Consider the following 24,606-nt stretch of genomic DNA (forward strand, 5'->3'; position numbering starts at 1 on the left):
AGACGAGAGGGAAGTCCTGTGTTGGACGGACGACCCCTGCGCTCCGTTCCGTGCCCCGACGGCACCCCCGTCACTCCGGCACGCCCAGCGCTTGGGCGAGCATCGGCCACGAGGCGGTGAACTCCCGCTTCCAGTAAGGCCAGTCGTGTCCTCCTCCCGAGTAGAGGTGTGTGGTGGCCCGGATGCCGAGACGGGCGAGCGTGCCGGCGAAGCCCTGCGCCGAGGGCCACAGGGCGCTCTCCAGCACGCCGGGCAGCGGATCGCCGCCGCTGCCGCCGCCCACTCCGCTGCCCTGCGAGACGTACAGGGCGGTGCCGCGCAGCCCGGTGGCGTGGGCCCGCGGGTTGAAGTCCCGCCAGGTCAGGAGGTTCAGCAGCGGATGACCCCACAGGGAATGGGCCGGCAGGTTCTCGCGGGCCACGATGGCGTCCACGATGGGGGGAACGCCGGGCGCGGTGGTGTCGAGGATGCCGCTGAAGGAGGCCGCGGCCTTGAACGCCCCGGGGTGGCGGGCCGCGTGGGCCATCGCGCCGTAGCCTCCGGTGGAGACCCCGGCGACTGCCCGTACCCCGGAGGCCCGGTAGTCCCGGGCGAGCAGCGCCGGCACCTCCTTCACCTGGAACGTCTCGTAGTCGGGGCCGCCGCGCCAGACGCTGGGGATGCCCGTGGGGCCCGCGTCCGGCATCGCCACGATCAGGTCGCGGCCCTCGGTGAAGGCCTCGATGTCGGTCTCCCGGGTCCAGGAGGTGTAGTCGTCGTGGGCGCCGTGCAGCAGGTACAGCACGGGATACGTCCGCTCCGGCCGCGCACCGAAGTCCGACGGCAGGATGAGGCGGACCGGCGCGCTGCGGCCGAGCGCGGCGGAGGGCACGGACACGTCCAGCGTGCGCGGCCCGAGCCGGGTGGCGGCCGCGGCACGGGCCGTGCCGCCCGCGGCCCCGAACAAGGCGGCGAGGCCGGCGGCGGCCGTCGCTCTGGCGACAGTGCGCCGGGACACTCCGGCAGCGGGCTTCGACGGCTGGTCGGGCATGGCGGCTCCTCGGTTGGCGGTTCAGGGGGCCCGTTCGGCGAGCACCCGGCTCAGGTGGGCGGCGATCTCGTCGACGTGCGGCGGATCGAGCAGCGACAGATGGTGACCGGGTACCGGCACGACCTCCAGGCGCGGGCACACCTCGTCCCAGCCCAGCGCCTCGTCGTCCCGTTCGTACGCCGGGTCGCGCACGGTGTGGGGCGCGGGCTCGGTGGCGCGGTAGAGGACGACCGGCCCGTCGTAACCGCCGGGCCGGTGCGACTCCCCGATGCCCATGTCCAGGTAGGAGGCGCGCTGGTGCTCCAGCGCCGCGGGCGGCACGTCGGCGGCCTCGCGCAGCGCCCGCAGCACGGTGTCGATGCGCTCCCGGTCGTCGTCCATGGCCACGAGCTCGTCGTACGGCAGCTCCAGCCGCACCCCGTAGGCGTCGGAGACATGGCCGGCGAAGCCCTCGAAATGTGCCCGGATCCGGTCGGCGCGCGTCAGACCGGGCCGGGGGAGGGGGCGTACGGAATCGAGGAGCACGACCAGCGGCACGTCCCGTCCGGCGGCGGTCAGCTGCCGGGCGGTCTCCTGGGCGACGAACCCTCCGAAGGACCAACCGCCCAGCAGACAGGGCCCTTCGGGGTGGGAGGCATCGATCGCCTCGGCGTAGCGCCGCGCCTTCTCCGGCACGGTCCGGGCCTCCTCGATCCGCTCCAGCCCGTACACCGGCCGGTCCTCGCCGAGCCGCTCGGCGAGCGTCCGGTAGACGGTGACCGGGCCGCCGGCGGCGTGGACGAGGAACAGCGGGGGCCGGGAACCGGTGGCGCGCAGCGGGCGCAGCGGGGTGTCCTCGCGGGGGAGGGCATGCCGGATCCGGGCGGCGACGTCCTCGACCGTGGCGGCGGCGAACAGGTCGCGCAGGGGCACTTCGACGCCGAACTCGCGCTCCACCGCCGTGCGGACCCGGACGGCCATCAGCGAGTCCAGGCCCAGGTCCGCCAGCGCGGTGCCCGGGGCGACACGGTTGGGCGGATGCCCGGTGACGGCGGTGATGTGGTGGGTCAGCCGCGCCAGGACCGATGAGGGCTCCGCCACCTCGCCGTCAGGCTCCGCCGGTTCCGGCACCGGCTCGGTGCGGGCCCGGCCGTCCGTCCACCAGTGCCGTACGTGCCGCCACCGGGGCACCGGCAGGTCGACGACCCGGCCCGGCGGCACGGGCAGCCGCTGGCCCGCCACGTACAGGGCGCCCAGCTGCCCGGCGAACGCCTCCGCCCCGTCGGCGTCCCGGCGCAGGGTGGCCAGGGCGAGGGCATCGGGCACGGTGTCGGCGATTGCCCCGGTCAGCACCGGATGCGGCGAGATCTCGACGAACGCCGTGTGACCGTCGGCCGCGGCCGCCGCGAGCGCCCGGTCCAGACGGACGGGCCGCCTGAGGTTGGCCGCCCAGTGGGCCGCGTCGAACACGCTCTCGCCGCGCGGGTCGTCCAGGACGGTCGAGTACACCGGGACACGCGGCCGTCGGCCCCGGATGCCGGACAGCGCCTCGGCGAGCTCCGGCAGCAGCGCGTCGACCTGGGGCGAGTGCCCGGCGCCGACGACCCGCATGGCCCGGGCCGCCCGGCCCTGCCCCTCCAGCCGGCGCACGAGCAGGGCCACCGCGGTCTCCTCGCCCGTGACGACCTTCTGCCGCGGGGAGGAGTGCACGGCGACGTGCACACCCGGGAAGTCCCGCTCCAGGGACTCCAGTTCGGCGTCGTCCAGGTCCACGACGGCCATCGCGCCGCCGCTCAGCCCGCTCAGCAGCCGGGCCCGTTCGGCGATGACACGCGCCCCGTCCGCCACGTCCAGCGCGCCCGCGCACACCGCTGCCGCGACCTCGCCCATCGAGTGGCCGACCACCGCGGCGGGCTCGACCCCGTACGAACGCCACAGCTCGGCGAGTGCCAGCTGAAGGCCGAACAGCACGGGCTGGGCGACGTCCAGTCGGTCGAGGCCGGCCCCGGAGGACAGGTGGTCGTACAGGGACAGGCCGCACTCCGGGGCGAGTTGCGGGTCGAGTTTCTCCACGACGGCGGCGAACGCGGGCTCCTCGGCCAGCAGCCTGCGGCCCATGCCCGGCCACTGGCTGCCGTAGCCGGAGAAGACCCACACCGTGCCGCGCCCCACCCGGTCGCGGTCACCGGTCACCACCCGGGCGTCCGGGTGTCCCGCCGCCAACGCGCCCAGGGCATCGGAGAGTTCGGCGCGATCGCGGGTGACCACGGCGGCGCGTACGGGACCGCGGCCGGTGCGCCCGGCCAGGGTCCGGGCCACGTCCGCGGGGTGCGCGGTGCTCTCGCGCAGCCAGTCGGCGAGCCGGCCCGCCGTGTCGCGGACGCGCCCCGCGTCGAGGTCGGACAGCACATGCAGGCGTGCCACGGGCTCCTCGGCGGGCCGCACGGGGACCAGGCCGGGCGGCCCCTCCTCCAGCACCACATGCGCGTTGGTGCCGCCGAAGCCGAACCCGGAGACGCCCGCGAGGGCGGTGCCGCCGTAGCGAGGCCAGGGCTCCGGCTCGGTCACCACCCTCAGCCGCTCGTCGGCGAGGGACGTGCCATCCGCGCAGTGCAGGGACGGCGGGATGCAGTCGTGGTGCAGGGCCAGCACCGTCTTCACCAGGCCCGCGATGCCCGCGGCGGACTCCAGGTGCCCCAGGTTGCCCTTGACGGAACCCAGCAGCAGCGGCTGGTCCGGGTCGCGGCCCGCGCCGAGCACCGTGCCCAGCGCGCCCGCCTCGATCGGGTCGCCGAGCGGGGTGCCGGTGCCGTGCGCCTCCACGTAGTCGACCTGGGCCGCGGCGAGGCCCGCCCGCGTGTACGCGCTCTCCAGCAGCGCCTGCTGGGCGGCCGGGTTGGGCGCCATCAGGCCGTTCGAGCGGCCGTCGGAGTTGACCGCGGTGGCGCGGACGACGGCCAGGACACGGTCGCCGTCCCGTTCCGCGTCGGACAGCCGCTTCAGGATCACGGCGGCGCAGCCTTCGCCGCGTCCGATGCCGTCGGCCGCCGCCGAGAACGGCTTGCACCGCCCGTCCGGGGCGAGCGCGCCCGCCCTGCGGAAGGCGACGGTGACGGCCGGCGACAGCAGCAGGTTGACCCCGGCGGCGATCGCGAGGTCGCTCTCGCCCGTGCGCAGGCTGACGCAGGCGTGGTGCACGGCGACCAGCGAGGACGAGCAGGCCGTGTCGACGGCCAGGCTCGGCCCCCGCGTGTCCAGGACGTAGGCGAGCCGTCCGGCGGTGACGCTCAGGGCGCCCCCGGCCGGCGCCCAGGGATCGACGGCGGCCGGATCGGCACCCGTGAGCTGCCCGTACTCGGGGGCCGACACCCCGACGAACACCCCCGTGGCGGTGCCCGCCAGGGACCCGGCCGGCACGGCGGCGTGGTCGAGCGCCTCGTGGACGACCTCCAGCAGGATCCGCTGCTGGGGATCCATCACCGCCGCCTCGCGCGGGGTGATGCGGAAGAAGTCCGCGTCGAACCCGGCGATGTCGTCGAGATAGCCGCCGTACGGATGCGCGTCGGCGGGCGGGAAAGCGGTGAAGTCGCGCCAGCGGTCCTCCGGGACGCGCCGGATCGCGTCGACGCCCTCGCTCAGCAGCCGCCAGTAGCCGTCCGGGCCGTGCACCCCGCCGGGCAGCCGGCAGCCGACCCCGACGACGGCGACCGGTTCGGCCGTCACGCCCGGCAGGCCGGCTCGCGGCCCGGGCGCTGCCCCGGCTCCCGGGGCCTTCGAGGCTCCTGAAGCGTCCAGGGCCGCAGAGGCCTCCGAGGCTCCCGAGGCCTGCGTGCCGCACAGCCGCGCCACCAGGGCCTGACCGGTGGGCGTCTCCCACAGCAACGTCGTCGGCAGCTCCCGGCCCGTGGCCCGGGACAGTTCACCGGCCAGGGCGACCGCGTCCCGCGAGGACATGCCGAGGTCGGCGAGCGGCCGGTCCATCGGGACGTTCTCGGGCGGGGCGCCGTACCAGACGGCCACGCGTTCGGCGATCAGCCGGCGCAGCGCGCCCTCGTCGAGGGGCCTCATCCCGCGGCACCCGCCGTCGCCGCAGCGGCCTGCCCGCCGTACGCGCCCTCCAGATAGCGGGCCCGGGTCAGCGCCCGCGACACCTTCCCGCTGGAGGTACGCGGCACCGTGCCCGGCGGCACCAGGACGACGTCGGCGAGCCGCAGCCCGTGCCGGGCGGAGACGGCACCGCGCACGGCCCGCACCACGGCCGGCACGTCGAGCTCGGCGAGCCGCACGGTCCGCGCGTGTTCCGCCACGATCACCACCCGCTCACCCGCGCCGCCCGGCACGGCGAACGCCGCGAGCCGGTCCCGGCGCACCGCCGGGTCCGAGTCCTGGGCCGTCGCCTCGACGTCCTGCGGATAGTGGTTGCGGCCGTCGACGATGATCAGGTCCTTCAACCGGCCCGTGACGACCAACTGCCCCTCCAGCACCGTCCCCAGATCGCCCGTCCGCAGCCAGCCGCCCGGAGCGGCTTCGGCGTCCGCGAACTCGGCGCCGAACACGTCCCCCGGTCCCCGGTTCCAGTAGCCCCGGCCGACATTCGGCCCCTGCACCCAGATCTCGCCGACCTCGCCCTCCGACAGCAGGGCCCGGGTCACCGGGTCGGCGATACGGACCCGCTGGCCCGCTGGGGTGCCACAGCCCGCCAGCAGCACCGCCCGGGGATCGTCCGCCCGCGCCGGCAGGGCCTTCCCGGCGGCCAGGGCGTCACGGTCGAGCGAGAACCGGCCGATCGGCTCACCCGGCCGGGCCGCGCAGACGAACACGGTGGCCTCGGCCAGCCCGTACGACGGGCAGTGCGTCCGGGGTGCCAGGCCCTGACCGGCGAACGCGGCGTGGAAACGGTCGGCCGTGCCCGGGCGGACCGGCTCACTGCCGTTGATCAACGCCGTCACCCGGTCCAGCCGCAGCCCCTCCTTCTGGTCCTCGGAGACGGTCGCGGCGCAGTAGTCGTAGGCGAAGTTGGGCGCGGCGCTCACCGCGTTCGGGTGCGCCGAGAGCAGCCGCAGCCAGCGCACCGGCTCGTGCAGGAAGGCGGCCGGGTCCATCAGCACCGACAGCGCCCCTCGTGTCACGGGGGCCGCGACGCTGAGCACCAGCCCCATGTCGTGGTAGAGCGGCAGCCAGCCCACGCAGGTCACCGGGCGGGTGTCGGCACCGTAGGCGGCGAGTGCCTGGCGGGCGTTGGCGACGACGTTGCCGTGGCTGATCTCCACACCGGCCGGGGCGCGGGTCGAACCGGAGGTGTACTGGAGGTAGGCGGTCGCCCCGGCGTCCGGAGGGACCGGGCGCCAGTCCCCGGCGTCGTCGTCGGGCACCTCGTCCGCCACGACGATCCGCGGTCCGTCGGGGCCGAGGAAGTCACGCACCTCGTCCCGGCAACGGCTCGTGGTCACGACGACCGAGCAACGCGCGTCGGCCAGGACCCCCGAGAGCCGGTCCGCGTGCCCGGGCAGGCCCGGTGGATACAGCGGCACGGCGACCAGCCCGGCGGCCAGGGCCGCGAGGAAGGCGGTCACGTACTCCGTGCCCTGCGGACACAGCAGCGCGACCCGGTCGCCCGGACCGGCCTGACCGGCGAGGCGCGCGGCCAGCGCCCGCACCCGCACGTCCAGACGGCGCCAGGTCAGGGTGCGGTGGACGCCGCGCGAGTGCGGTGCCGGGTGCTCGACGAAGGTGAACGCCCGGCGGCCCGGGGTGTTTTCGGCCCAGTGCCGGACGTACTCCGGCAGCGTCGGGCACACGGGCGCGAGCGGGGGGCGGCGGCTGTCCATCAGGCGGGGCTCCTCACGGCGCGGATCGGCCTAGGGGTCGCAAAGGGGGAGAGGGGGCGGCTAGGGGCTTGTGATGGATCTCCGCGGCGTCGCGACGCCCGGCATGCCGAGAGCACGCACCGAACGCCGCTCCTTCTTCCGCGGAGATCCATCAGAAGCCCCCTAGAGCGGGATGTTGCCGTGCCGGCGTTCCGGCATCGGCGCACGTTTGCCGCGCAGGGCGCGCAGCGCGCGGCAGACCTGCTCCCGGGTCTCGCGCGGCGCGATGACGGCGTCGACATAGCCGCGTTCGGCGGCGAGATAGGGCGTGCCGTGGGTGCGCTCGTACGCGCTGAGCAGGCGGGCGCGCAGCGCCTCGGGGTCGTCGGCCGCGGCGAGTTCCCGCCGGTGCAGGACGCCCACGGCCCCCTCGGCGCCCATGACGGCGATACGGGCGGTGGGCCAGGCGAGGTTCACGTCGGCGCCCAGATGCTTGGAGCCCATCACCGCGTATCCGCCGCCGTACGCCTTGCGCACCACGACCGTGACCTTGGGGACGGTCGCCTCGGCGTAGGCGTACAGCAGCTTCGCGCCGCGCCGGATGATGCCGGCCTGCTCCTGCCGTACCCCGGACAGATACCCGGGCACGTCGGCGAAGGTCAGCAGCGGGATGCCGAACGCGTCGCAGAACCGCACGAACCGGGCCGCCTTCTCGGAGGCGTCGATGTCGAGGACCCCGGCGGCGTGCAGCGGCTGGTTGGCGACGACACCCACCGCGCGGCCGTCGATCCGGGCCAGGGCGCAGATGATGTTCGGCGCGAACAGCTCCTGCACCTGGAGCAGTTCACCGTCGTCGACGACCGCGTGCAGGATCGCCCGCATGTCGTACGCCTCGCCCAGCCGGTCCGGGACGACCTCGTCGAGATCGGCGCCCCGCGGCGGATGCCCGGGGGCGTACTCCGGGGGACGTTCCAGGTTGTTGGCCGGGAGGTACGACAGCAGGTCGCGTACGGTGTCGAGGGCGTCCTCCTCGTCGGCGGCCAGGAAATGCGCGTTGCCGTTGACGGTGTTGCTGGTGCGGGCGCCGCCCAGTTCCTCGGCCGTGGTGCGCTCGCCGGTGACCGTTTCGATGACGTCCGGGCCGGTGACGAACATGTGGGAGGCGCCGTCCACCATCACCGTGAAGTCGGTGATCGCCGGTGAGTAGGCGGCGCCGCCCGCGCACGGCCCCAGGACGACCGAGATCTGCGGGATCACCCCGGACGCCTTGACGTTGCGGCGCACCAGCTCGGCGTAGAGGGCGAGCGAGGCGACGCCCTCCTGGATGCGGGCCCCGCCGGAGTCATTGAGGCCGATCACCGGGCAGCCGGTCTTCAGGGCCAGGTCCATCAGCGCCACGGTCTTCTCGCCGAAGGCCTCGCCCATGCTGCCGCCGAACACCGTGGAGTCCTGGGCGAACACGCACACCGGGCGGCCGTCCACCGTGCCGTACCCGGTGACCACGCCGTCGCCGTAGGGGCGGCGGGCGTCTTCCCCGGCGGGGCGGGCCCGGACGAACAGGCCGGTCTCCGTGAAGGAGTCCTTGTCCACGAGCCGTTCGATCCGCTCCCGGGCCGAGAACTCCCCGCGTCTGCGCGGCCCGCCCGGGGCCACCCCCTGCTCGCGGCGGCGTTCCAGGCCGGCGACGCGCTCAGCTGTGCTCCCGGGCACGTGCGTCGTTTCCCCCGGACCGGATGCTGTCACCTCTGTGCTCACAACCACCTCCGAAGCGGTTCTCGAATATGGCAGTGAGGTGGGGGAGTGCCGTGCTGATCGCGGCTCTGTGTGGGGGAATTGAGTCCTCCGGCGCGGGGTTTCATCCCCGGGTGACAAGGGACCGCCGACCCGGGCGGCGAGGAGCGGGCGCGATTCAGCTGCCCGAGCGCTGAATGCGTTCTCCTTCTTCTATTGGACCTCGGGCCGACCGGCGTCCAGGCTGGAGTGCACCATCGCACGACAGCCTCAGCGACAGCCGGAAGAGGTCACGAGCACATGCACACCCGCCGCATCGGTGATGTCGACGTCAGCGCCATCGGCCTGGGCGCGATGCCCATGTCCATCGAGGGACGACCCGACGAGGAACGCTCCCTCGCCACCGTCCACGCCGCGCTCGACGCCGGAGTGACCCTGATCGACACCGCGGACGCCTACCACCGGGACGCCGACGAGGTCGGTCACAACGAGACCCTGATAGCCAAGGCCCTCGCCTCCCACGACCGCGGCGGCGACGTCCTGGTCGCCACCAAGGGCGGCCATCTGCGCCCCGGCGACGGCAGCTGGACGCTGGACGGCAGCCCCCGCCACCTCAAGGAGGCCTGCGAGGCGTCCCTGCGCCGGCTCGGCGTCGAGGCCATCGGGCTCTACCAGTTCCACCGCCCCGATCCGCGCGTCCCCTACGCCGAGTCCGTCGGCGCGATCCGGGACCTGCTGGACGAGGGCAAGATCCGCATGGCCGGCATCTCGAACGCGAACCCCGAGCAGATCCGGTTGGCGGGCGAGATCCTCGGCGGCCGTCTGGTCTCCGTGCAGAACCAGTTCTCCCCGGCCTTCCGCTCCAGCGAGCCGGAGCTGGACCTGTGCGACGAACTCGGCATCGCCTTCCTGCCCTGGAGCCCCCTCGGCGGAATCTCGAAGGCCGGTGAACTCGGCTCGGGGCACGCGGCGTTCGCCCGTGTCGCCGAGGCGCGCGGCGTGAGCCCGCAGCGGGTGTGCCTGGCGTGGATGCTCGCCAAGTCGCCCGTGGTCGTCCCGATCCCGGGCGCCAGCCGCCCCGAGACCATCCGCGACTCGCTCGCCGCGACCGAGCTCACCCTGACGCCGGAGGAACTGGCGGAGCTGGACGCGGCCTGAGCAGACCACGGGCCAGCCCTCTGACGGGCAGTCAGAGACGATCAGTTTTTCGTCAAATCCGCCCCTGGTGAGAAAAAGGTGTGAATGTTTCCGCGTGGTTCGGGCATACGCAGCGAAAACAGAGAGAGGGGCGCTACGTGCTCGTACCGGACCGGAAGGCCGTCAGGGAGTTGCTGACGCGGTATGCGTCGCTGAGGATCGCTCAGGCGGAGAGGCACGTGCCGACGGCGGCACGCGAGCTTGAGGACGTCAGCTACACGCTGTGCGTGATGATGGGAACGTCCGACATCACCGACGCCATCGCCAAGGCCGACACCCTGCTGCTCACCAAGGAGCGGTCCGAGAAAGCTGACGCGGACGGGGAGAACGGGCTGACACTGGTCGGCTGACACCTCGTCACATCACGTGAAGCCCGGCCTGACCGGGTACCGCCCCGGCGGCCTGTGAACGGGCCGCCGGGGCCTTGGTCTTCCCGTGGAACGCCGTGCGATACGCGTACGGCGTCGTGCCCACCACCTTGCGGAACCGCTCGCGGAACGCCGTCGGCGAGCCGAACCCCGCCTGCCGCGCGATCCGTTCCACGGAGTGGTCGGTGTTCTCCAGCAGGTACTGGGCGCGCCGCACCCGCGCCCGCAACAGCCACTGCAACGGCGTCGTGCCGGTCTGTTCCCGGAAGCGGCGGCTGAACGTCCGCTCGCTCATCCCGGCGCGCTCCGCCAGCGCGCTCAGCGTCACCTCGTGCGCGAGGTTGTCCTCGATCCACTCCAGCAGCGGCTCCAGCGCCGATCCCCGGGGTACCGGTGGGTGCTCGTGCACGATGAACTGGGCCTGCCCGCCCTCCCGTTCCAGCGGCATGACCGACATCCGGGCGATGTTCGCCGCGACGGCCGACCCCAGATCCCGCCGGATCATGTGCAGACACAGGTCCAGCGCGGCGGCCGCACCGGCCGAGGTGAGGATCTGTCCGTTGTCGACGTACAGCACGTCCGGCTCCACCTCGACCCGCGGGAAACGGCGGGCCAGCTCATCCGCGGCCACCCAGTGCGTGGTGGCGCGCAGCCCGTCCAGCAGCCCGGCCTCCGCCAGCACGAAGGCCCCCACGCACACGGACGCGATCCGAGTACCGGCCTCGGCGGCCTGCCGCAGGGCCGCCAGCACCCGGGCGGACGGCGGCGGGGCCTCGGGGGAGCAGCCCGGCACGATGATCGTGTCGGCCTCCGCCAGCGCATCGAGGCCCCGGTCGATGCGCAGGGTGAAACCGCCGTCCGCGCGCACCTCCGGCGTCTCGGCGCACAACCGGACCCGGTAGGCCGGCCGCCCGTCCGGCATATGGGTCCAGGCGAACGTCTGCTGGGGCGCCGCCATGTCGAACGGCACCACACGGTCGAGAACCAGGATCGCAACGGAGTGCATGACCGCCACCCTAGGCGCATTCCCGCCAGGCGCACGAACCGCCCAAGCGCCGGCCCGCGGTACAAGAGAGCAGGTCAGACGAGTTGGCGGGAATCCGTTGGAAGCTGTCGTTTCAGCCCATGGGCGATCACGTCCGGGCTCCCTAACGTGGGCCCGCCACCGTCGATCGCATCATGGAAAGAGTCCCGGTGACCAAGATCCTGCTGTCCCTGCACGTGCTCGCAGCCATCGTCGCCATCGGTCCCGTGACCGTGGCGGCCAGCATGTTCCCGCCCGCGGCGCGCCGCGCCGTCCCCGCGGGCGGCCACGCCCCCGACGCGTCGGCGGTGAGCACGGTCGCGCTGCTGCACCGCATCTGCCGCGTCTACGCCGGCATCGGGCTGACCGTCCCGCTCTTCGGGTTCGCCACCGGGGCCGCGATGGGCGTCCTGGGCAGCGGATGGCTCGTCACTTCCATCGCGCTGACCGCCGCCGCCGCGGGCATCCTGGTCGCCTTCGTCCTGCCCCGCCAGGAAGAGCTCCTCGGCCAACTGAAGCGCGAACAGGTCGTCGAGCACCGGAACACGGCTCAACTCGCCATGTTCACCGGCATCTTCAACCTCCTGTGGGCGACGGTCACCGTCCTGATGATCGTCCGGCCGGGCTCCACGACAGGAGCCTGAGCCCCGGGCGCCCGCATGTCACGGATGTCCGGTCTGCGTCAAGTCCACCCGGGTAATTCACACTCCGGGTCACCGGTCCGCCTACACTCGGCTCTCTCGCCCCCGCACGGGGCCGACGAGCAGAAAGGCGCGTTGACGGGTGTTCCAGGATTCCCCTATCTACGACCGACTCATCGCGGAGTGCGGCGATGTGCCCACACAGGTTCGCCGCGAGGCCGAACGCGTGAGCAGGGAACTGGAGCTGGTCATGCGGCCCGCGCAGTCCCCCGGCTACGACCGCCCGCACTCCCCGGGCACCGGATGGCAGCGGACGGCCATGCTTCCCGGGCCGCGGCAGCAGTGAACCAGGACCGGTGGACGGCCGGTCCCGGTGCTCAACAGGCCGTCCTGTTCGCGCCGTTGACGTGCGACGGCTCCGCGGGGACGGGGCGGGCCAGCCACTCGGCGATGGTGCGGGCGATCGGCTGGCCCGTCTCCACCTCGACGAACCCGAACTGCCCCGACTGATTGCACTCCAGGAACCACCAGGTCCCGTCGGCGTCCTCGACGAAGTCGAAGGCCCCGTACGCCAGTTCGGCCTCCCGCAGATAGGCCCGGACGCCCGGCGCGATGCACGACGGCACGTCCGTGGGCCGCCACGGCGCGCCGGGCGCGGCGAACCGCACGTCCACCTCGTCGGGGTCCGCGTCCGCGGCGGCCGCCTTGCGGGCCGCCAGCATCCGGTCACCCACCACGGTGAGACGGATGTCGGCCCGCTTGGAGATCCGCCGCTGAAACAGCGTCGGCCCGAACGCGACGGCGGAGAAGTCCGTGTCCGGCGCGACCCGGCTGGTCGGCACGGCCCGGGGCGGATCCTGCGGATGCGCGCCCGACACCGGTTTGACCACCAGGTCCGGGTAGCGCTCCGAGAACTCGCGCGCGGCACGCGGGAAGGTCGTGATCAGCGTCGCCGGCACGGGCAGGCCGCACCGCTGGGCCAGACGCAGCTGCCAGGGCTTGTGCCGGGCCCGACGGGCCGCGTCGGGGTGGTTCATCCAGCGCGCGTCCGAGCCCCGCAGCATCCCGTAGAGCGCCTGGGCGGCCTCCTCGGTCAGCCACGCGGACGGCTGGGCCGCCCGCCCCGCCGGGGTGCCCGGCCTGCGTACCCAGACCGACCGCAGCCCCCCGATGCTCACCAGCCGCCCCCCGGCGGACAGGTGGCCGCGGAATCGGCCGTGGACGTACTCCCCGGACAGTGCGACACCGCCGGTCAGGTCGGCGGGGTCGACGCGGACCACCGGAATCCCGGTCGCGTTCAGGTGCACGACCACCATGTCCGCGGTCACGTCCTCCTCGCAGGTGAGGATCAGTACCGTCATCTTCGGCGGCCCGCGGTCAGTCGTCGAAGTGCGTCTTGGAGCCGGCGGTGGACGTCGTGGTGCCGACCTCCCTCAACAGGGCGAAGTCGGAGGCGGCCACCCGGCCGTCGTGGAGCACGTTCAACTGCTGTCCGGCGTCGTACACGTACGGAATGGCAGCTTCCAACTCCACTGCCGGGCGCGCGTAGTTGAGCGCGAACGGTTGCATCGTCTCTCCCTCGTCGGTGCTGCGCCGATCGAGCCGGATCCAGGGGCACGGCCACCCGGTCCGCCGACTCGTTTCGGCTCCCAGAGACTTATACGAATCGAACGGGTGGTTGGTTTCCTTACTTTCCGTAGTCATCGGGCCGGTTGGCGGTCCGGCCGGTGTGCCGTACCGCGCTCCCGCTCGCCGAGGGAGCCGCGCACGGTGCGCAGAGCGAGCAGCAGGACGCCGATGTCGTCCAGGTACACCGGATCGGGCAGCACGTCGGCGGGCAGCACGAAATAGAGAACCGCGCCCCAGAAGACCCAGCGCGGGCCCGTGGGCAGTCCCGCGCGGCGCAGCTCGCGCCGCGTCCTGACCAGTCGCACGAGGATGCCGACGGCGAAGGCGAGGACGATGGCCGCGAGAACCGCGGCCATCGTGATCACCGTTGTGGTCGTATCCACGGGCTGCCCTCCTCCTGGCGTGCCGCGACACGGGGTGTCCCTTCCTGGATTCCCGTTTCCGGCGGCTGTATTGCGGCCGGGGCCCGACATATCGGCGCGTCGGCGGATTTTCCGTGCCGCCGCAGTGCGGGCGGTCATCCCGGTGGCTCACCCGAGTGGCACGGTGTGACGGGGGCGCCTAGTAATGGTCAGCGTAACGTCGCTCGTCAGACGACGGGGGGCGCAGGAGCGGCCGCACTCTTCCCCATGGAGGCGAGTATGACCACCTGCTCTTCATCACCCCGATCGAACGAATCTGCCATACCCGACGAGTCGAACGGGTCCGCCCAGCCGTCCGCCGAGACGACCGTCGTCACCGGCACGTACCAGGTGGAGCAGACGAGCACGCAGCCCGCCCCCGGTTCGCACGAGACCTACGGCGCTTCCGACCGGCGGGGTGACGAGCCCGGTGCCCTCGGAGCTCACCCGGCGGCCGGTGCGGACGCCCAGCCCGCCGCCCCGGGCCCGGACCGGCCCGCCACGCCGGTCTCGGCCGAGGCGGACACGAGCTCCGCCCGGCCCGCCGCGACCGGCTTGGACCAGTCGGAGCGGGTGTACGAGACCGCGCAGGGTCCGGCGCAGGCTGCCGCCCCTGGCTCGGACCAGGCGGACCCGGCGACCCGGCCCGAGGCCCCCGGCTCGCGCACGGCGACCGGCTGGTTTGCCACCCCCGCCCCGGGCGATGAGAGCACGCTGTCCGCTCCCTCCGTCTCGAACCCGGCGGTCGAGCGGCCCCCCGCGCCGGGCCAGGACTGGATGGACCCCGCGGAGGCGCGCCCGGCCCCGCCCGCACAGGATTGGCTGGATCCCGCTGAGGCACGGCCTGTTGCTCCCGCCCCGGACCCGACGGACCAGGCGCCGGCCGAGCCCGCCCGGCCCGCCGCCTCCGGCCCGGACGAGGCCGCGCAGCCTCCCGAGCCCGAGCCGGGCGACCCCGCTCAGCCCGCCGCGCCCGGCCAGGACGAGACGGACCAGCCGAGCACGCGGCCGTTCGTCGTCCGCTCCCTCGACGACAACCCGGTGGAACTCCGGCCCGGCACCGCGCAGGGCGCCGCGGTGCCGTACGGCGACGCCGTCAGCGACCTGGTGCACGCCGCCGTGGCGGACCGGCCCCTGGAGGAGGTCGTCGCCCTCATCACCTCGCTGGAGGAGTCGCCCGACCACGCGGAGGCGAGGGTCGACGCCCTGCGCACGGCCGGAGTGGCCCGGCCCGTCGAGGACGTCTCCCGGCTGATCGCCCTGCTGACGAAGCCCCCGCGCGCCGCCGACTGCGCGGACGAGGCGATCCGGGCCGCGGCCGCCCACCGCCCGGTGGAGGAGGTGACCCGGCTGGTGACCCTCCTGCACAAGGAGCCGCAGATGCCCCACGTCCGCGAGGAGGCACTCCGAGCAGCCGCCACCCGCCGGTCCGTCGGGGAGCTGGTCGAGCTGATCGACCGCCTGGGCCTCGAACGTCTGGACCGCAACGGCCGCCTGCCGGCCGGGACGTCACGTCCGGACGCGGCGACCGGGAAACCCGAGAAGCCCGGCCGGCCGGGCAAGCGCCGTGCGGCACACCCGGCTCCGGCCCGTGAGGCCCGCCGGACGCGCGACGACCCGCCTGCGGACCGCGCCCGTGCGACGGACCGGCTGGCCAGGTCCGTGTCGTGGTCGGGCTGGCTCGCGGCCCTGGCGCTGGTCCTGTGCGCGGTGGCCCACTTCCCGCTGCAGCGCGGCGGAGCGTCCCTGCACCTGCACGCGTTCGCCCTCGGACTGTCGGTGCTGTGCACGGTTCTGGCCCTGCTGCTGGCGCTGCGCCCCGTCGCGGTGGTGCTGGCCGGGGCGGTGGTGGTGCCCACGGTGCTGGCCGCGGCCCAGGCGTACAGGAGCTCCTTCCCGTCGGGGGCCCTGTCCCGGGCCGTGGACCTCGCACTCGCCCCGCCATGGCTCGCCGCAACGGCCGCCGTGTGTGCGGCACTGCTGGCCCTCGTCGCGCTGGTCTTCCGTATGGTGGCGCCTCTCGCGGCCAGACAGTGGGCGCCCGCACCGGCCCCCGAGGCACGCCAGATGGCGGAGTGACGACTACCCTCCCCGCACCGGACCGGATCCGCCCACTGGGGAGCCGGTCCGGGCGTCGTTCGCCGCCCGGTGGTCGAGCAGCCCGGCCAGTACCCGGTCGGGCGTCAGCGGGAGTTCGCGGAAGCGGACGCCGGTGGCGTGGTGGACCGCGTTGCCGATCGCCGCGGCCGTCCCGACGATGCCGATCTCCCCGATCCCCTTGCTGCCCATGGGGTTGAGACGGGGATCGTCCTCGTCCAGCCAGTGCGCCTCGATCTCGTCGACGTCGGCGTGCACCGGCACGTGGTACGACGCCAGATCCGACTCCGTGAAGTCACCGAACGCCGCGTCCATCGTGCTGCCCTCGGTCAGCGCCATGCCCAGGCCCATCGTCATGCCGCCGACGAACTGGGAGCGTGCCGTACGGGCGTTGAGGATGCGCCCCGCGGCGTACACCCCGAGCAGCCGGCCGACCCGGACCTCGCCGGTGACCGAGTCCACGGCGACCTCGGCGAAGTGCGCCCCGAAGGCGTGCCGCGCCCAGTCGCTCTCGGCGTCCGCCGCGCCCCGGGTGTCGGCGCGGGCGTCGAGGCCCTGCCCGGGCAGCGGCCCGGCGTGTTCGGTCAGCCGCCGCGCCAGCCGGCTGCAGGCCTCGTGGACGGCCCAGCCCCAGGAGGCCGTGCCGGACGAGCCGCCGGCCAGTGGCGCCGACGGGAGTTCGGTGCTGCCGACCTCGATCCGCACCCGCTCCAGCGGCGCGCCGAGGGCGTCGGCGCCGACCTGCGCGAGCACGGTCCGGGCCCCCGTACCGATGTCCGTGGCGTTGACCCGCACCAGGAACGTCCCGTCGGGCAGCGCGCGGGCCGACGCCGTGGCGGGCCACACCATCACGGGATACGTCGCCGCCGCCACACCCGTCCCCAGCAGCAGGGGCCCGTCCCGGCGGGAGCCCGGGCGGGGATCGCGCCCGGCCCACCCGAAGCGGCGGGCGCCCTCGCGCAGGCACTCCACGAGGTGCCTGCTGCTGAACGGCTTCCCGCTGTCGGGTTCGACGTCCGGCTCGTTGCGGACGCGCAGCTCGACCGGGTCCATGCCCAGCTCGGCGGCGAGCTCGTCCATGGCGGACTCCAGCGCGTACATGCCCGGCGCCTCGCCCGGCGCCCGCATCCACGACGGCGAGGGCACGTCCAGCGCCACGACCCGGTGCTCCGTACGACTGTGGGGCGTCGCGTACATCACCCGCGCCGGCACCGCCGCCTGCTCCACGAACTCCTTGATCCGGGAGGTGTGCGTGGTGACCTCGTGCACGAGGGAGGTGAGGCGCCCGTCCGCGTCGGCGCCGAGCCGCAGCCGGTGCAGGGTGGGCGCACGATGCCCGACGACGGCGGGCAGGTACCTGCGGGGCAGCGCCACGGTGACGGCCCGCCCGGTGTGCCGCGCCGCCATCGCGGCGAGCACCACGTCGGGCCGTGGCGTGCCCTTGGAGCCGAAGCCGCCGCCGACGTGCTCGGCGGTGACGACGATCCGCTCCGCGGGAACGCCGAAGAGCCCGGCGAGCACGCCCTGTACGGCACCGGAGCCCTGGCTGGAGGTGTGCACGGTGAGCCGGCCGTCGTCCCAGCGGGCGGTGCTGGCGTGCGGCTCCATCGGGTGGTTGTGCAACGGCGGCACCCGGTAGGCGGCATCGACCCGGGCGGCCGAGGAACCGAACGCCCCGTCCGGGTCGCCCTGTTCGCGGACGGCCGGATACCCGCCGTTGGCCTCCTCGGGGACGTACACCCCCGGGTGCGAGGCGGTGAGGGCCACGTCGTGCTCTTCGGCGGCGTAGTCGACACGGACCGCGGCGGCACCGGCCCGCGCCGCCTCCAGGGTCTCGGCCACCACCAGGGCCACGAACCAGCCGCGGTGCGGAACCCTCGGGTCCTGGAGCACGGCGAGCGTGGGATCGTCCGGCTCGGCGAGCCGCGGGGCGTTCTCGTGGGTGAGGACGGCGAGCACACCGGGCACGGCCAGCGCGGCCGCCGTATCGACGCCGGTCATCCGGCCCCGGGCGACGGCCGCCGGCACGGGCCAGGCCTGGGCCCGGCCGGGGAAGTGGTACTCGGCGGCGTAGCGGGCGGTGCCGCTGACCTTCTCCCGGCCCTCCCGGCGCTCGGCAGGGGCTCCCACACTGCCGGTCATGAAGTCCTCCTCGTCAGCGCCGTGTCCGCGAGCCGGGACAGCACGTCCAGGGCGATTCCCCGGGCCAGCGGCACCTTGTAGGCGTTGTCGCGCAGCGGCCGCGCGGCGGACAGTTCCAGGTCTACGGCGTGCTCGAACGCGGCGGCGGTCGGAGCCGCACCCAGCAGCGCCTCCTCCGCCCGCCGGGCCCGCCACGGCCGGTGCGCCAGCGCACCGAACGCGAGCCCCACGCCGCCGACCACACCGTCCGACACCCGCAGCACGGCCGCGACGGACGCGAGCGCGAAGGCGTACGAGGCGCGGTCGCGGGCCTTGCGGTACGCCGACGGCAGCCCGGCCGTCGCGGCAGGCAGCACCACGCCCGTGACGAGCTCGCCGGGCCGGATCTCGGTGTCCTGCTCCGGCCGGTCCCCGGGCAGCCGGTGGAAGTCCGCCGCCGCGACACTCCGGGCGCCCTCGGGGCCGTACAGCTCGACACGCGCGTCGAGAGCGGTCAGCGCCACCGCCATGTCCGACGGATGGGTGGCGATGCAGTGCTCGGAGTGGCCCAGCACGGCGTGATCACGGTGGACGCCGTCCCGCGCGCCGCAGCCGCTGCCCGGCTCGCGCTTGTTGCACGGTTTCGACAGGTCCTGGAAGTACGGGCACCGGGTGCGCTGGAGCAGATTGCCGCCGGTCGTCGCCGCGTTGCGCAGCTGCCCCGACGCCCCCGCGAGCACCGCCTGCGACAGGGCCGGGTACCGGTCGCGCACGAGGGGGTGGGCCGCGAGGTCGCTGTTGCGGACCATCGCCCCGATCCGCAGGGCGCCGTCCGACAGCTCCTCCACCGCGTCCAGCGGCAGCCGGGTGACGTCGACGAGGGTGGCGGGCCGCTCGACACCGAGCTTCATCAGATCGACGAGGTTGGTGCCGCCGCCGAGATAACGGGCGCCGGCGTGGGAGGCGTACGCGGAGGTCGCCTCCTCGACGCTCCCGGCGCGGACGTAGGCGAACTCCTTCACGGGATCACGTCCTCCACGGCCTCGGCGATCCGCGGATACGCACCGCACCGGCACAGGTTGCCGCTCAGCCGCTCCCGGATCTCCTCCCGGTCCAGTGGCACCGGCTCGCCCGAGGGCGTCGCCGGGTCGGTGACGTGCGAGGGATGGCCGGCCGCCGCCTCGGCGAGCATGCCGGCCGCGGAGCAGATCTGGCCCGGGGTGCAGTAGCCGCACTGGAAGGCGTCGCGCTCCAGGAAGGCCCGTTGCAGGGGGTGGGGTTCCTCGCCGTCGCCGGACAGCCCCTCGATCGTGGTGATCTCACAGCCGTCCAGGGCGACCGCGAACAGCAGACAGCTGTTGACGCGCCGCCCGTCCACCAGGACCGTACAGGCGCCGCACTGGCCGTGGTCGCAGCCCTTCTTGGCGCCCGTGAGGTCCAGATCCTCCCGCAGGAGGTCCAGCAGGACCCGCCGGTGGTCGACGGTGAGGGTGTGGGGTTTGCCGTTGACGCGGAGCGTCGTCTCCGAGTGATGCTGGTCGTTGCCCATGGCGTGGAGGACCTTCCCGGACGGGCCGTACTGCCGTACGGACCGCGTATCCACCAGACCACGACTGACACGTGCGCCCCGTGAGGACGGCTCTAGTGCTCGTCCCGGGACGGGGCCACCGGACGCTGGGACCTGCTCTTCAGGCGTTCGAACGTGCGGGTGAGCTGTTGCAGCGGAGACGCCGTGGGGGCATCGGGGGACTGCTGCCGCACAGGAGCGGCCTCGGCGGACTCCTGGTAGGCGGCCAGGGCCTCATGGGCGCGTTCGGCCGCCTCCCGGTACAGGTCACGGGACTTCGTCATGGCCTCCAGCGCCTCCGCGTACATGGCCACCAGACCGCGCTGGCGCTCCAGCTCCTCCTCGAGGGTCAGCAGGTGCCAGTCCTCCCGCAGCGCGGTGAGTGCCTCCTCGGCTCCTTCGGGCAGCGGCCGCGGGAGCGCGGCGTACCGCGTCACCGCGTCGACGAGATCGGCCGGCTCCGAGCCGTCGAGGAAGACCGCGCGGACGGAGAAGTCGTCGGCCTCGTAGCCGTCCGGCGCCGGGGTGCCGGGCAGCACCACGGCTCCGCCGCGCGGCACCTGCACCCCCGCATCCCGCAAGGCCCAGTTGACCCCCCGCAGCTGCTGCGGCGTGGCCCGGTGCTCCACCACACGGTGCCGCAGCCCCGTCGGCAGCCACCGTGCCACCGGCAACCGGCCCCGCTCGTCCGTGGACATCGCCTCGTGGACGACCACATGGATGTGCCACCCACCGGGCACCGCGTTCCTGAACAGGCGCCGCGTGTCCTTGTCGTCCTGGGGGAGCGGATTGATCTTCCGCAGGGACAGCTCCACGGCGCCGTCCCGGTCCCAGGCGACATCCGGGTCCTCCGGCCAGAACAGCGCGGCCGGCGACGGCCAGTCGTCGTTCCACGGCCGCTCGGCCTCCGCGACCAGAAGCCACTCCTGCCCGCCGTCCGGCCCGGGCGTCACGCCGATCCGGGCCCGCACGGTCACCGTCTCCTCCACCCGCCAGCGGGCCTCGAAGACCCGCTCCGCCGGGGCGGCCTCCGTCCCGGCACCGGTACCGGCCTCGGTTCCGGCCTCGGGCAACTCGAGAAAGTCGTCGATGGCCCGACTTCGCTTGCGCTGCTCCAGCGAACGCCGGAGTACGTCTTCCGCGGCGCCTTCGGCATGGCGGCCGCGAGCCAGCCACACCGTGGCCGGAGTCAGGGGACGGGCGGTGGGGGAGGTCGGCATGGGTCCAACTGTGAACGGGGGCAGGTGCGCCTGCCAGTATCGTCGCCGCAGGCCGACGGGCATAACCCGGGGTCACACACGGGGCAGCGCCCGGCGGCGCCCGGCAGCGCCAGGGGCAGTGCCGGGTGCGCGGAGGCACGCGGCGCGCACGGGGTGTGTGCGCCGCGCGCACACCGGCGGATCACACTCGTGGCCCCACCGGCCTCCGGTCCCGACAATGGTCCGCACGAGCAGGGCCCGCCCACCATCCGCATCGGGGCGGGTCCTGCTCGCCCGCATGATCTTGCCGATGTCGTCGTCGCCCTCGACGGCGATGTGCTCGATGCGGGTCGAATGCCGATCGATGATCAGCGCTGGGCGGTCAGCCTCTCGTAGCCGGCGAGCCGCACGCACACGGTGATGCCGTAGGCGATCTGCTCCAGCTCCTCGAGCGTCGGGTAGGTGGGCCCGATGCGGATCACACGGTCATCCGGATCGTTGCCGTGAGGGTGCGTGGCCCCGGCCGGGGTGACGGCGATGCCGGCCTCGGCGGCCAGGCGGACCACCTGACGGGCACAGCCGTCGGGAACCCTGAGCGCGACGAAGTAGCCGCCCTTCGGCCGGGTCCACGTGGCGAGCCCGGTGTCGCCGAGCTGCTCGCTGAAGACGCGGTCCACGGCCGCGAACTTGGGCGCCAGGATCCCGCGGTGACGGCGCATATGTGCGCGCAGCCCGTCGGTGTCCTTCAGGAAGAGCGCGTGACGGAGTTGGTTGACCTTGTCCGGGCCGATCGTCCGCTTCCCCGAGTTGGCGCGCCACCAGGTGACGTTCGCGGGTGAAGAGCCGAAGAACGCGACCCCTGCCCCGGCGAAGGTGATCTTCGAGGTGGAGCCGAACACGAACGCCCGGTCCGGGTGGCCGGCCTCGCGGCACGCGGCGAGGATGTCACCGACCTCCGCCTCGCCGTCGAGGTGGTGCACCGCGTAGGCGTTGTCCCAGAAGATCCTGAAGTCCGGCGCGGCCGTCTCCATGGCGGACAGCCGGCGCACGGTCTCGTCGCTGTAGCAGGTGCCGTCGGGGTTGCTGTACTTGGGCACGCACCAGATGCCCTTGATCCGCGCGTCGGAGCGCACGAGGTCCTCGACGACACCCATGTCCGGTCCGCCGTCGGTCATCGGGACGGGGATCATGTCGATGCCGAAGCGTGCACACAGGGCGAAGTGCCGGTCGTAGCCGGGCACCGGGCAGAGGAACGCCACCCGCTGGTCGGCCCAGCGGCCTTCGGCCCCGGGCAGTTCGCCGAGGAGGGCGTGCACGAGGCAGTCGTGCATGAGCTCGAGGCTCGAGTTGCCGACCGCCAGCAGCTGGTCGACGGGGACCTGGAGGACGGGCGCGAAGATGTCCCGCAGCTCCCGCAGCCCGTCGCTCGGGGCGCCGTAGTTGCGGCAGTCGGTGCCGTCCAGTGCCGTGTAGCGCCCGCCGGGCAACGTGAGCAGTTCGGCGGACAGGTCGAGCTGCTCGGGCGAGGGCTTGCCCCTCGTCAGATCCAGCTTGAGCCCGCGGTCCTTGAGGCCGGCGTAGTCACGACGCGCCTCGTCCAGGCGTAAGGCGAGGGCGTCGGCGTCACGGTGAGCAATGGTTGTCATGGTGTCCTTCGGTCAACGCGGTGACGGGCGGCGCCGTGGTGCCGCCGCCCGGGCCGACGCTAACAAGCGACAACCGGCCGGCTCACCGTTTTTGCTGCTCGAGGGCCTTCTCGTGGAAGGCCGCTGTCAGCCGTTCACCGGGTGTGACCGGCGCCGCGGAGGACCGGGCGCAGGACCTCGATGACGCCTGGGTCGTCCACCGTGGACGGGATGGGTTCGTCGTGCCCGTCGGCGATGCCGCGCATGGTCTTGCGGAGGATCTTTCCCGAGCGGGTCTTGGGCAGGGCGGCGACGACCGTGACGTCCTTGAGGGAGGCGACGGCGCCGATGCGGTCGCGTACGAGCTGGACGAGTTCGGCCTCGACCTCGCCCGGTTCGCGGTTGCTGCCGGCTTTCAGGACGACGAAGCCGCGCGGGATCTGGCCCTTGAGTTCGTCGGCGACGCCGATGACGGCGCATTCGGCGACGTCGGGGTGGGCGGCCAGGGCCTCTTCCATGCTGCCGGTGGACAGGCGGTGTCCGGCGACGTTGATGACGTCGTCGGTGCGGCCCATGACGAAGACATAGCCGTCGTCGTCGATGTGTCCGCTGTCGCCGGTCAGGTAGTAACCGTCGAAGGCGGAGAGGTAGGAGGCGACGTAGCGGTCGTCGTCGTTCCAGAGCGTGGGGAGCGCGCCGGGCGGCAGGGGGAGCTTCACGACGATCGCGCCGTCGACGCCTGCGGGCGCCGGCTCGCCCGAAGCGTCGAGGACCCGGACGTCCCAGCCCGGCAGCGGGCGGGTGGGGGAGCCGGGTTTGACGGGAGCGGCTTCGATGCCGACCGGGTTGGCGACGATGGGCCAGCCGGTCTCGGTCTGCCACCAGTGGTCGATCACCGGCACGCCCAGCAGGCCGCTCGCCCAGTGATACGTCTCCGGGTCGAGGCGCTCGCCGGCCAGGAAGAGATAGCGCAGGTGCGAGAGGTCGTGGCCCGCGGTGAGTGTCCCCTTCGGGTCCTCCTTCCTGATCGCCCGGAAGGCGGTGGGTGCCGTGAACATGGTCTTGACCCGGTATTCGGCGGCGACCCGCCAGAACTGGCCCGCGTCCGGCGTGCCGACCGGTTTGCCTTCGTAGAGGATCGTCGTGGCGCCCGCCAGCAAGGGTCCGTAGACGATGTACGAGTGCCCGACGACCCAGCCGACGTCGGAGCCGGTGAACATCGTCTCGCCCGGGCCCACGTCGTAGACGGCCCCCATCGACCAGTGGAGGGCGACCGCGTAGCCGCCGCAGTCCCGTACGACTCCCTTGGGCTTTCCGGTCGTTCCGGACGTGTAGAGGATGTACAGGGGATCGGTGGCGGCGACGGGAACGCAGCCGGCCGGCGGCGCGGCGGCGACCAGGTCGGCCCAGTCGAGATCGTCCGGTCCCAGCGCGGCCGGCTCCTGCGGGCGTTGCAAAATCACCTTCTTCTCCGGCTTGTGGCCGGCGAGTGCGATGGCCCGGTCGAGCAGGGGCTTGTACGCGATGACACGCTTGCCCTCGATGCCGCAGGAGGCGGAGACGACCACCTTGGGGGCGGCGTCGTCGATGCGGAGGGCGAGTTCGTGCGGGGCGAACCCGCCGAAGACGACCGAGTGGACCGCGCCGATGCGCGCACAGGCCAGCATCGCGACGGCGGCCTCGGGGACCATCGGCATGTAGATCACCACGCGGTCGCCGTGCCCCACACCCAGCTGCGCGAGCACTCCGGCGAAGGCCGCCACCTCGTCCCTCAGCAGCGCGTAGGTGTAGGTGCGACGGGTGCCGGTCACGGGGGAGTCGTGGACCAGCGCGGGCTGATCGCCCCGGCCTGCCTCCACGTGCCGGTCGAGCGCGTTGAAACAGACGTTGAGCCGTCCGTCGGGAAACCAGCGGTAGAACGGTGCGCCGGAGGAGTCCAGGGCGCGTCGCGGAGTGACATCCCAGTCGATGCCCTCTGCCGCCGTCAGCCAGAAGCTCTCCGGGTCCTCGGTACTGGCGCGGAAGACATCCTCGTACGCTCCCATCGCGCACTCCTTTGTGGCATCGGGGGACGGTGGTGGGGCTGTGTGCGGAACGGTGCCGACACACGTACCGTATGTCGGCCGGCAGGGTCCGTCAGGTGCGGTTCGCCTCCGCGCCCTGTGTCAGGATCTTGAGGTCCCCCTCAGA

19 protein-coding genes are annotated in these 24,606 nt (G+C 73.6%); 5 read left to right on the forward strand and 14 right to left on the reverse strand.

Translation table 11 applies throughout. From position 1 onward, the window contains the following. Nucleotides 1-70: 70 nt before the first annotated feature. From MQE23_RS41315 to MQE23_RS41330, 4 genes are all read right to left on the reverse strand, one after another. The gene (locus MQE23_RS41315; protein ID WP_020272617.1) at nt 71-1,030 is read right to left on the reverse strand and encodes an alpha/beta hydrolase family protein; all 960 of its coding nucleotides are present in this window, start codon (nt 1,028-1,030) and stop codon (nt 71-73) included. Between the two features lie 21 nt (nt 1,031-1,051). Further along, entirely contained in the window at nt 1,052-5,077 is a 4,026-nt protein-coding gene (locus MQE23_RS41320; protein WP_243381897.1) for a type I polyketide synthase, read from the reverse strand. Continuing rightward, nucleotides 5,074-6,837 (reverse strand): fatty acyl-AMP ligase, encoded by a 1,764-nt coding sequence (locus MQE23_RS41325; RefSeq protein WP_243381898.1) that lies wholly within the window; start codon nt 6,835-6,837, stop codon nt 5,074-5,076. Before MQE23_RS41325 ends, MQE23_RS41320 begins: the two co-directional genes overlap by 4 nt. A gap of 162 nt (nt 6,838-6,999) precedes the next feature. Then, a complete protein-coding gene (locus MQE23_RS41330) occupies nt 7,000-8,526 on the reverse strand; it encodes an acyl-CoA carboxylase subunit beta (RefSeq protein WP_243381900.1) in 1,527 nt (508 codons plus the stop codon). A gap of 321 nt (nt 8,527-8,847) precedes the next feature. On the opposite strand from MQE23_RS41330, the gene MQE23_RS41335 reads away from it, so the two are divergent. Together MQE23_RS41335 and MQE23_RS41340 are read left to right on the forward strand one after the other, a co-directional pair. Then, nucleotides 8,848-9,705 (forward strand): aldo/keto reductase, encoded by an 858-nt coding sequence (locus MQE23_RS41335; RefSeq protein ID WP_020272613.1) that lies wholly within the window; start codon nt 8,848-8,850, stop codon nt 9,703-9,705. Nucleotides 9,706-9,842: 137 nt separating this feature from the next. Then, the gene (locus MQE23_RS41340) at nt 9,843-10,094 is read left to right on the forward strand and encodes a DUF5133 domain-containing protein (protein WP_020272612.1); all 252 of its coding nucleotides are present in this window, start codon (nt 9,843-9,845) and stop codon (nt 10,092-10,094) included. A 7-nt stretch (nt 10,095-10,101) separates the two neighbouring features. Here the strand turns inward: MQE23_RS41340 and MQE23_RS41345 are convergent, their stop codons facing one another. Next, on the reverse strand, nt 10,102-11,118 hold the full coding sequence (locus MQE23_RS41345; protein ID WP_243381903.1) for a helix-turn-helix domain-containing protein: 1,017 nt from the start codon (nt 11,116-11,118) through the stop codon (nt 10,102-10,104). Between the two features lie 188 nt (nt 11,119-11,306). Here MQE23_RS41345 and MQE23_RS41350 point away from each other — a divergent pair, with 188 nt between their 5' ends. Next, nucleotides 11,307-11,780, forward strand: coding sequence for a membrane protein (locus tag MQE23_RS41350; RefSeq protein WP_037669512.1), 474 nt, complete (start codon nt 11,307-11,309; stop codon nt 11,778-11,780). A gap of 139 nt (nt 11,781-11,919) precedes the next feature. Beyond that, nucleotides 11,920-12,123, forward strand: coding sequence for a hypothetical protein (locus MQE23_RS41355; protein WP_037669514.1), 204 nt, complete (start codon nt 11,920-11,922; stop codon nt 12,121-12,123). 31 nt (nt 12,124-12,154) lie between these two features. Here the strand turns inward: MQE23_RS41355 and tgmB are convergent, their stop codons facing one another. The 3 genes from tgmB to MQE23_RS41370 form a co-directional block, all read right to left on the reverse strand. Beyond that, on the reverse strand, nt 12,155-13,138 hold the full coding sequence (gene tgmB, locus MQE23_RS41360) for an ATP-grasp ribosomal peptide maturase (protein WP_020272988.1): 984 nt from the start codon (nt 13,136-13,138) through the stop codon (nt 12,155-12,157). A 16-nt stretch (nt 13,139-13,154) separates the two neighbouring features. After that, entirely contained in the window at nt 13,155-13,346 is a 192-nt protein-coding gene (tgmA, locus tag MQE23_RS41365; protein WP_037669517.1) for a putative ATP-grasp-modified RiPP, read from the reverse strand. A 131-nt stretch (nt 13,347-13,477) separates the two neighbouring features. Continuing rightward, the gene (locus MQE23_RS41370) at nt 13,478-13,789 is read right to left on the reverse strand and encodes a YkvA family protein (RefSeq protein ID WP_037669519.1); all 312 of its coding nucleotides are present in this window, start codon (nt 13,787-13,789) and stop codon (nt 13,478-13,480) included. 258 nt (nt 13,790-14,047) lie between these two features. Here MQE23_RS41370 and MQE23_RS41375 point away from each other — a divergent pair, with 258 nt between their 5' ends. Continuing rightward, nucleotides 14,048-15,886, forward strand: a complete 1,839-nt coding sequence (locus MQE23_RS41375; RefSeq protein WP_243381906.1) for a hypothetical protein — start codon at nt 14,048-14,050, stop codon at nt 15,884-15,886. 3 nt (nt 15,887-15,889) lie between these two features. Here the strand turns inward: MQE23_RS41375 and MQE23_RS41380 are convergent, their stop codons facing one another. From MQE23_RS41380 to MQE23_RS41405, 6 genes are all read right to left on the reverse strand, one after another. Further along, on the reverse strand, nt 15,890-18,046 hold the full coding sequence (locus MQE23_RS41380; protein ID WP_020272993.1) for a xanthine dehydrogenase family protein molybdopterin-binding subunit: 2,157 nt from the start codon (nt 18,044-18,046) through the stop codon (nt 15,890-15,892). Then, nucleotides 18,043-19,047, reverse strand: coding sequence for a xanthine dehydrogenase family protein subunit M (locus MQE23_RS41385; protein ID WP_243381909.1), 1,005 nt, complete (start codon nt 19,045-19,047; stop codon nt 18,043-18,045). The genes MQE23_RS41380 and MQE23_RS41385 overlap by 4 nt, the downstream gene beginning before the upstream one ends. Continuing rightward, complete coding sequence (locus MQE23_RS41390) at nt 19,044-19,574, reverse strand: 2Fe-2S iron-sulfur cluster-binding protein (protein WP_243382931.1); 531 nt, start codon at nt 19,572-19,574, stop codon at nt 19,044-19,046. The genes MQE23_RS41385 and MQE23_RS41390 overlap by 4 nt, the downstream gene beginning before the upstream one ends. A 92-nt stretch (nt 19,575-19,666) precedes the next feature. Further along, a complete protein-coding gene (locus MQE23_RS41395) occupies nt 19,667-20,812 on the reverse strand; it encodes a hypothetical protein (RefSeq protein ID WP_243381910.1) in 1,146 nt (381 codons plus the stop codon). A gap of 347 nt (nt 20,813-21,159) precedes the next feature. Further along, entirely contained in the window at nt 21,160-22,437 is a 1,278-nt protein-coding gene (locus MQE23_RS41400) for an aminotransferase class I/II-fold pyridoxal phosphate-dependent enzyme (protein ID WP_243381913.1), read from the reverse strand. A 134-nt stretch (nt 22,438-22,571) separates the two neighbouring features. Beyond that, nucleotides 22,572-24,461, reverse strand: a complete 1,890-nt coding sequence (locus MQE23_RS41405) for a propionyl-CoA synthetase (RefSeq protein WP_243381916.1) — start codon at nt 24,459-24,461, stop codon at nt 22,572-22,574. Nucleotides 24,462-24,606: the final 145 nt, after the last annotated feature.

It is taken from the genome of Streptomyces sp. HP-A2021 (assembly GCF_022807935.1).
GTDB lineage: Bacteria > Actinomycetota > Actinomycetes > Streptomycetales > Streptomycetaceae > Streptomyces > Streptomyces afghaniensis.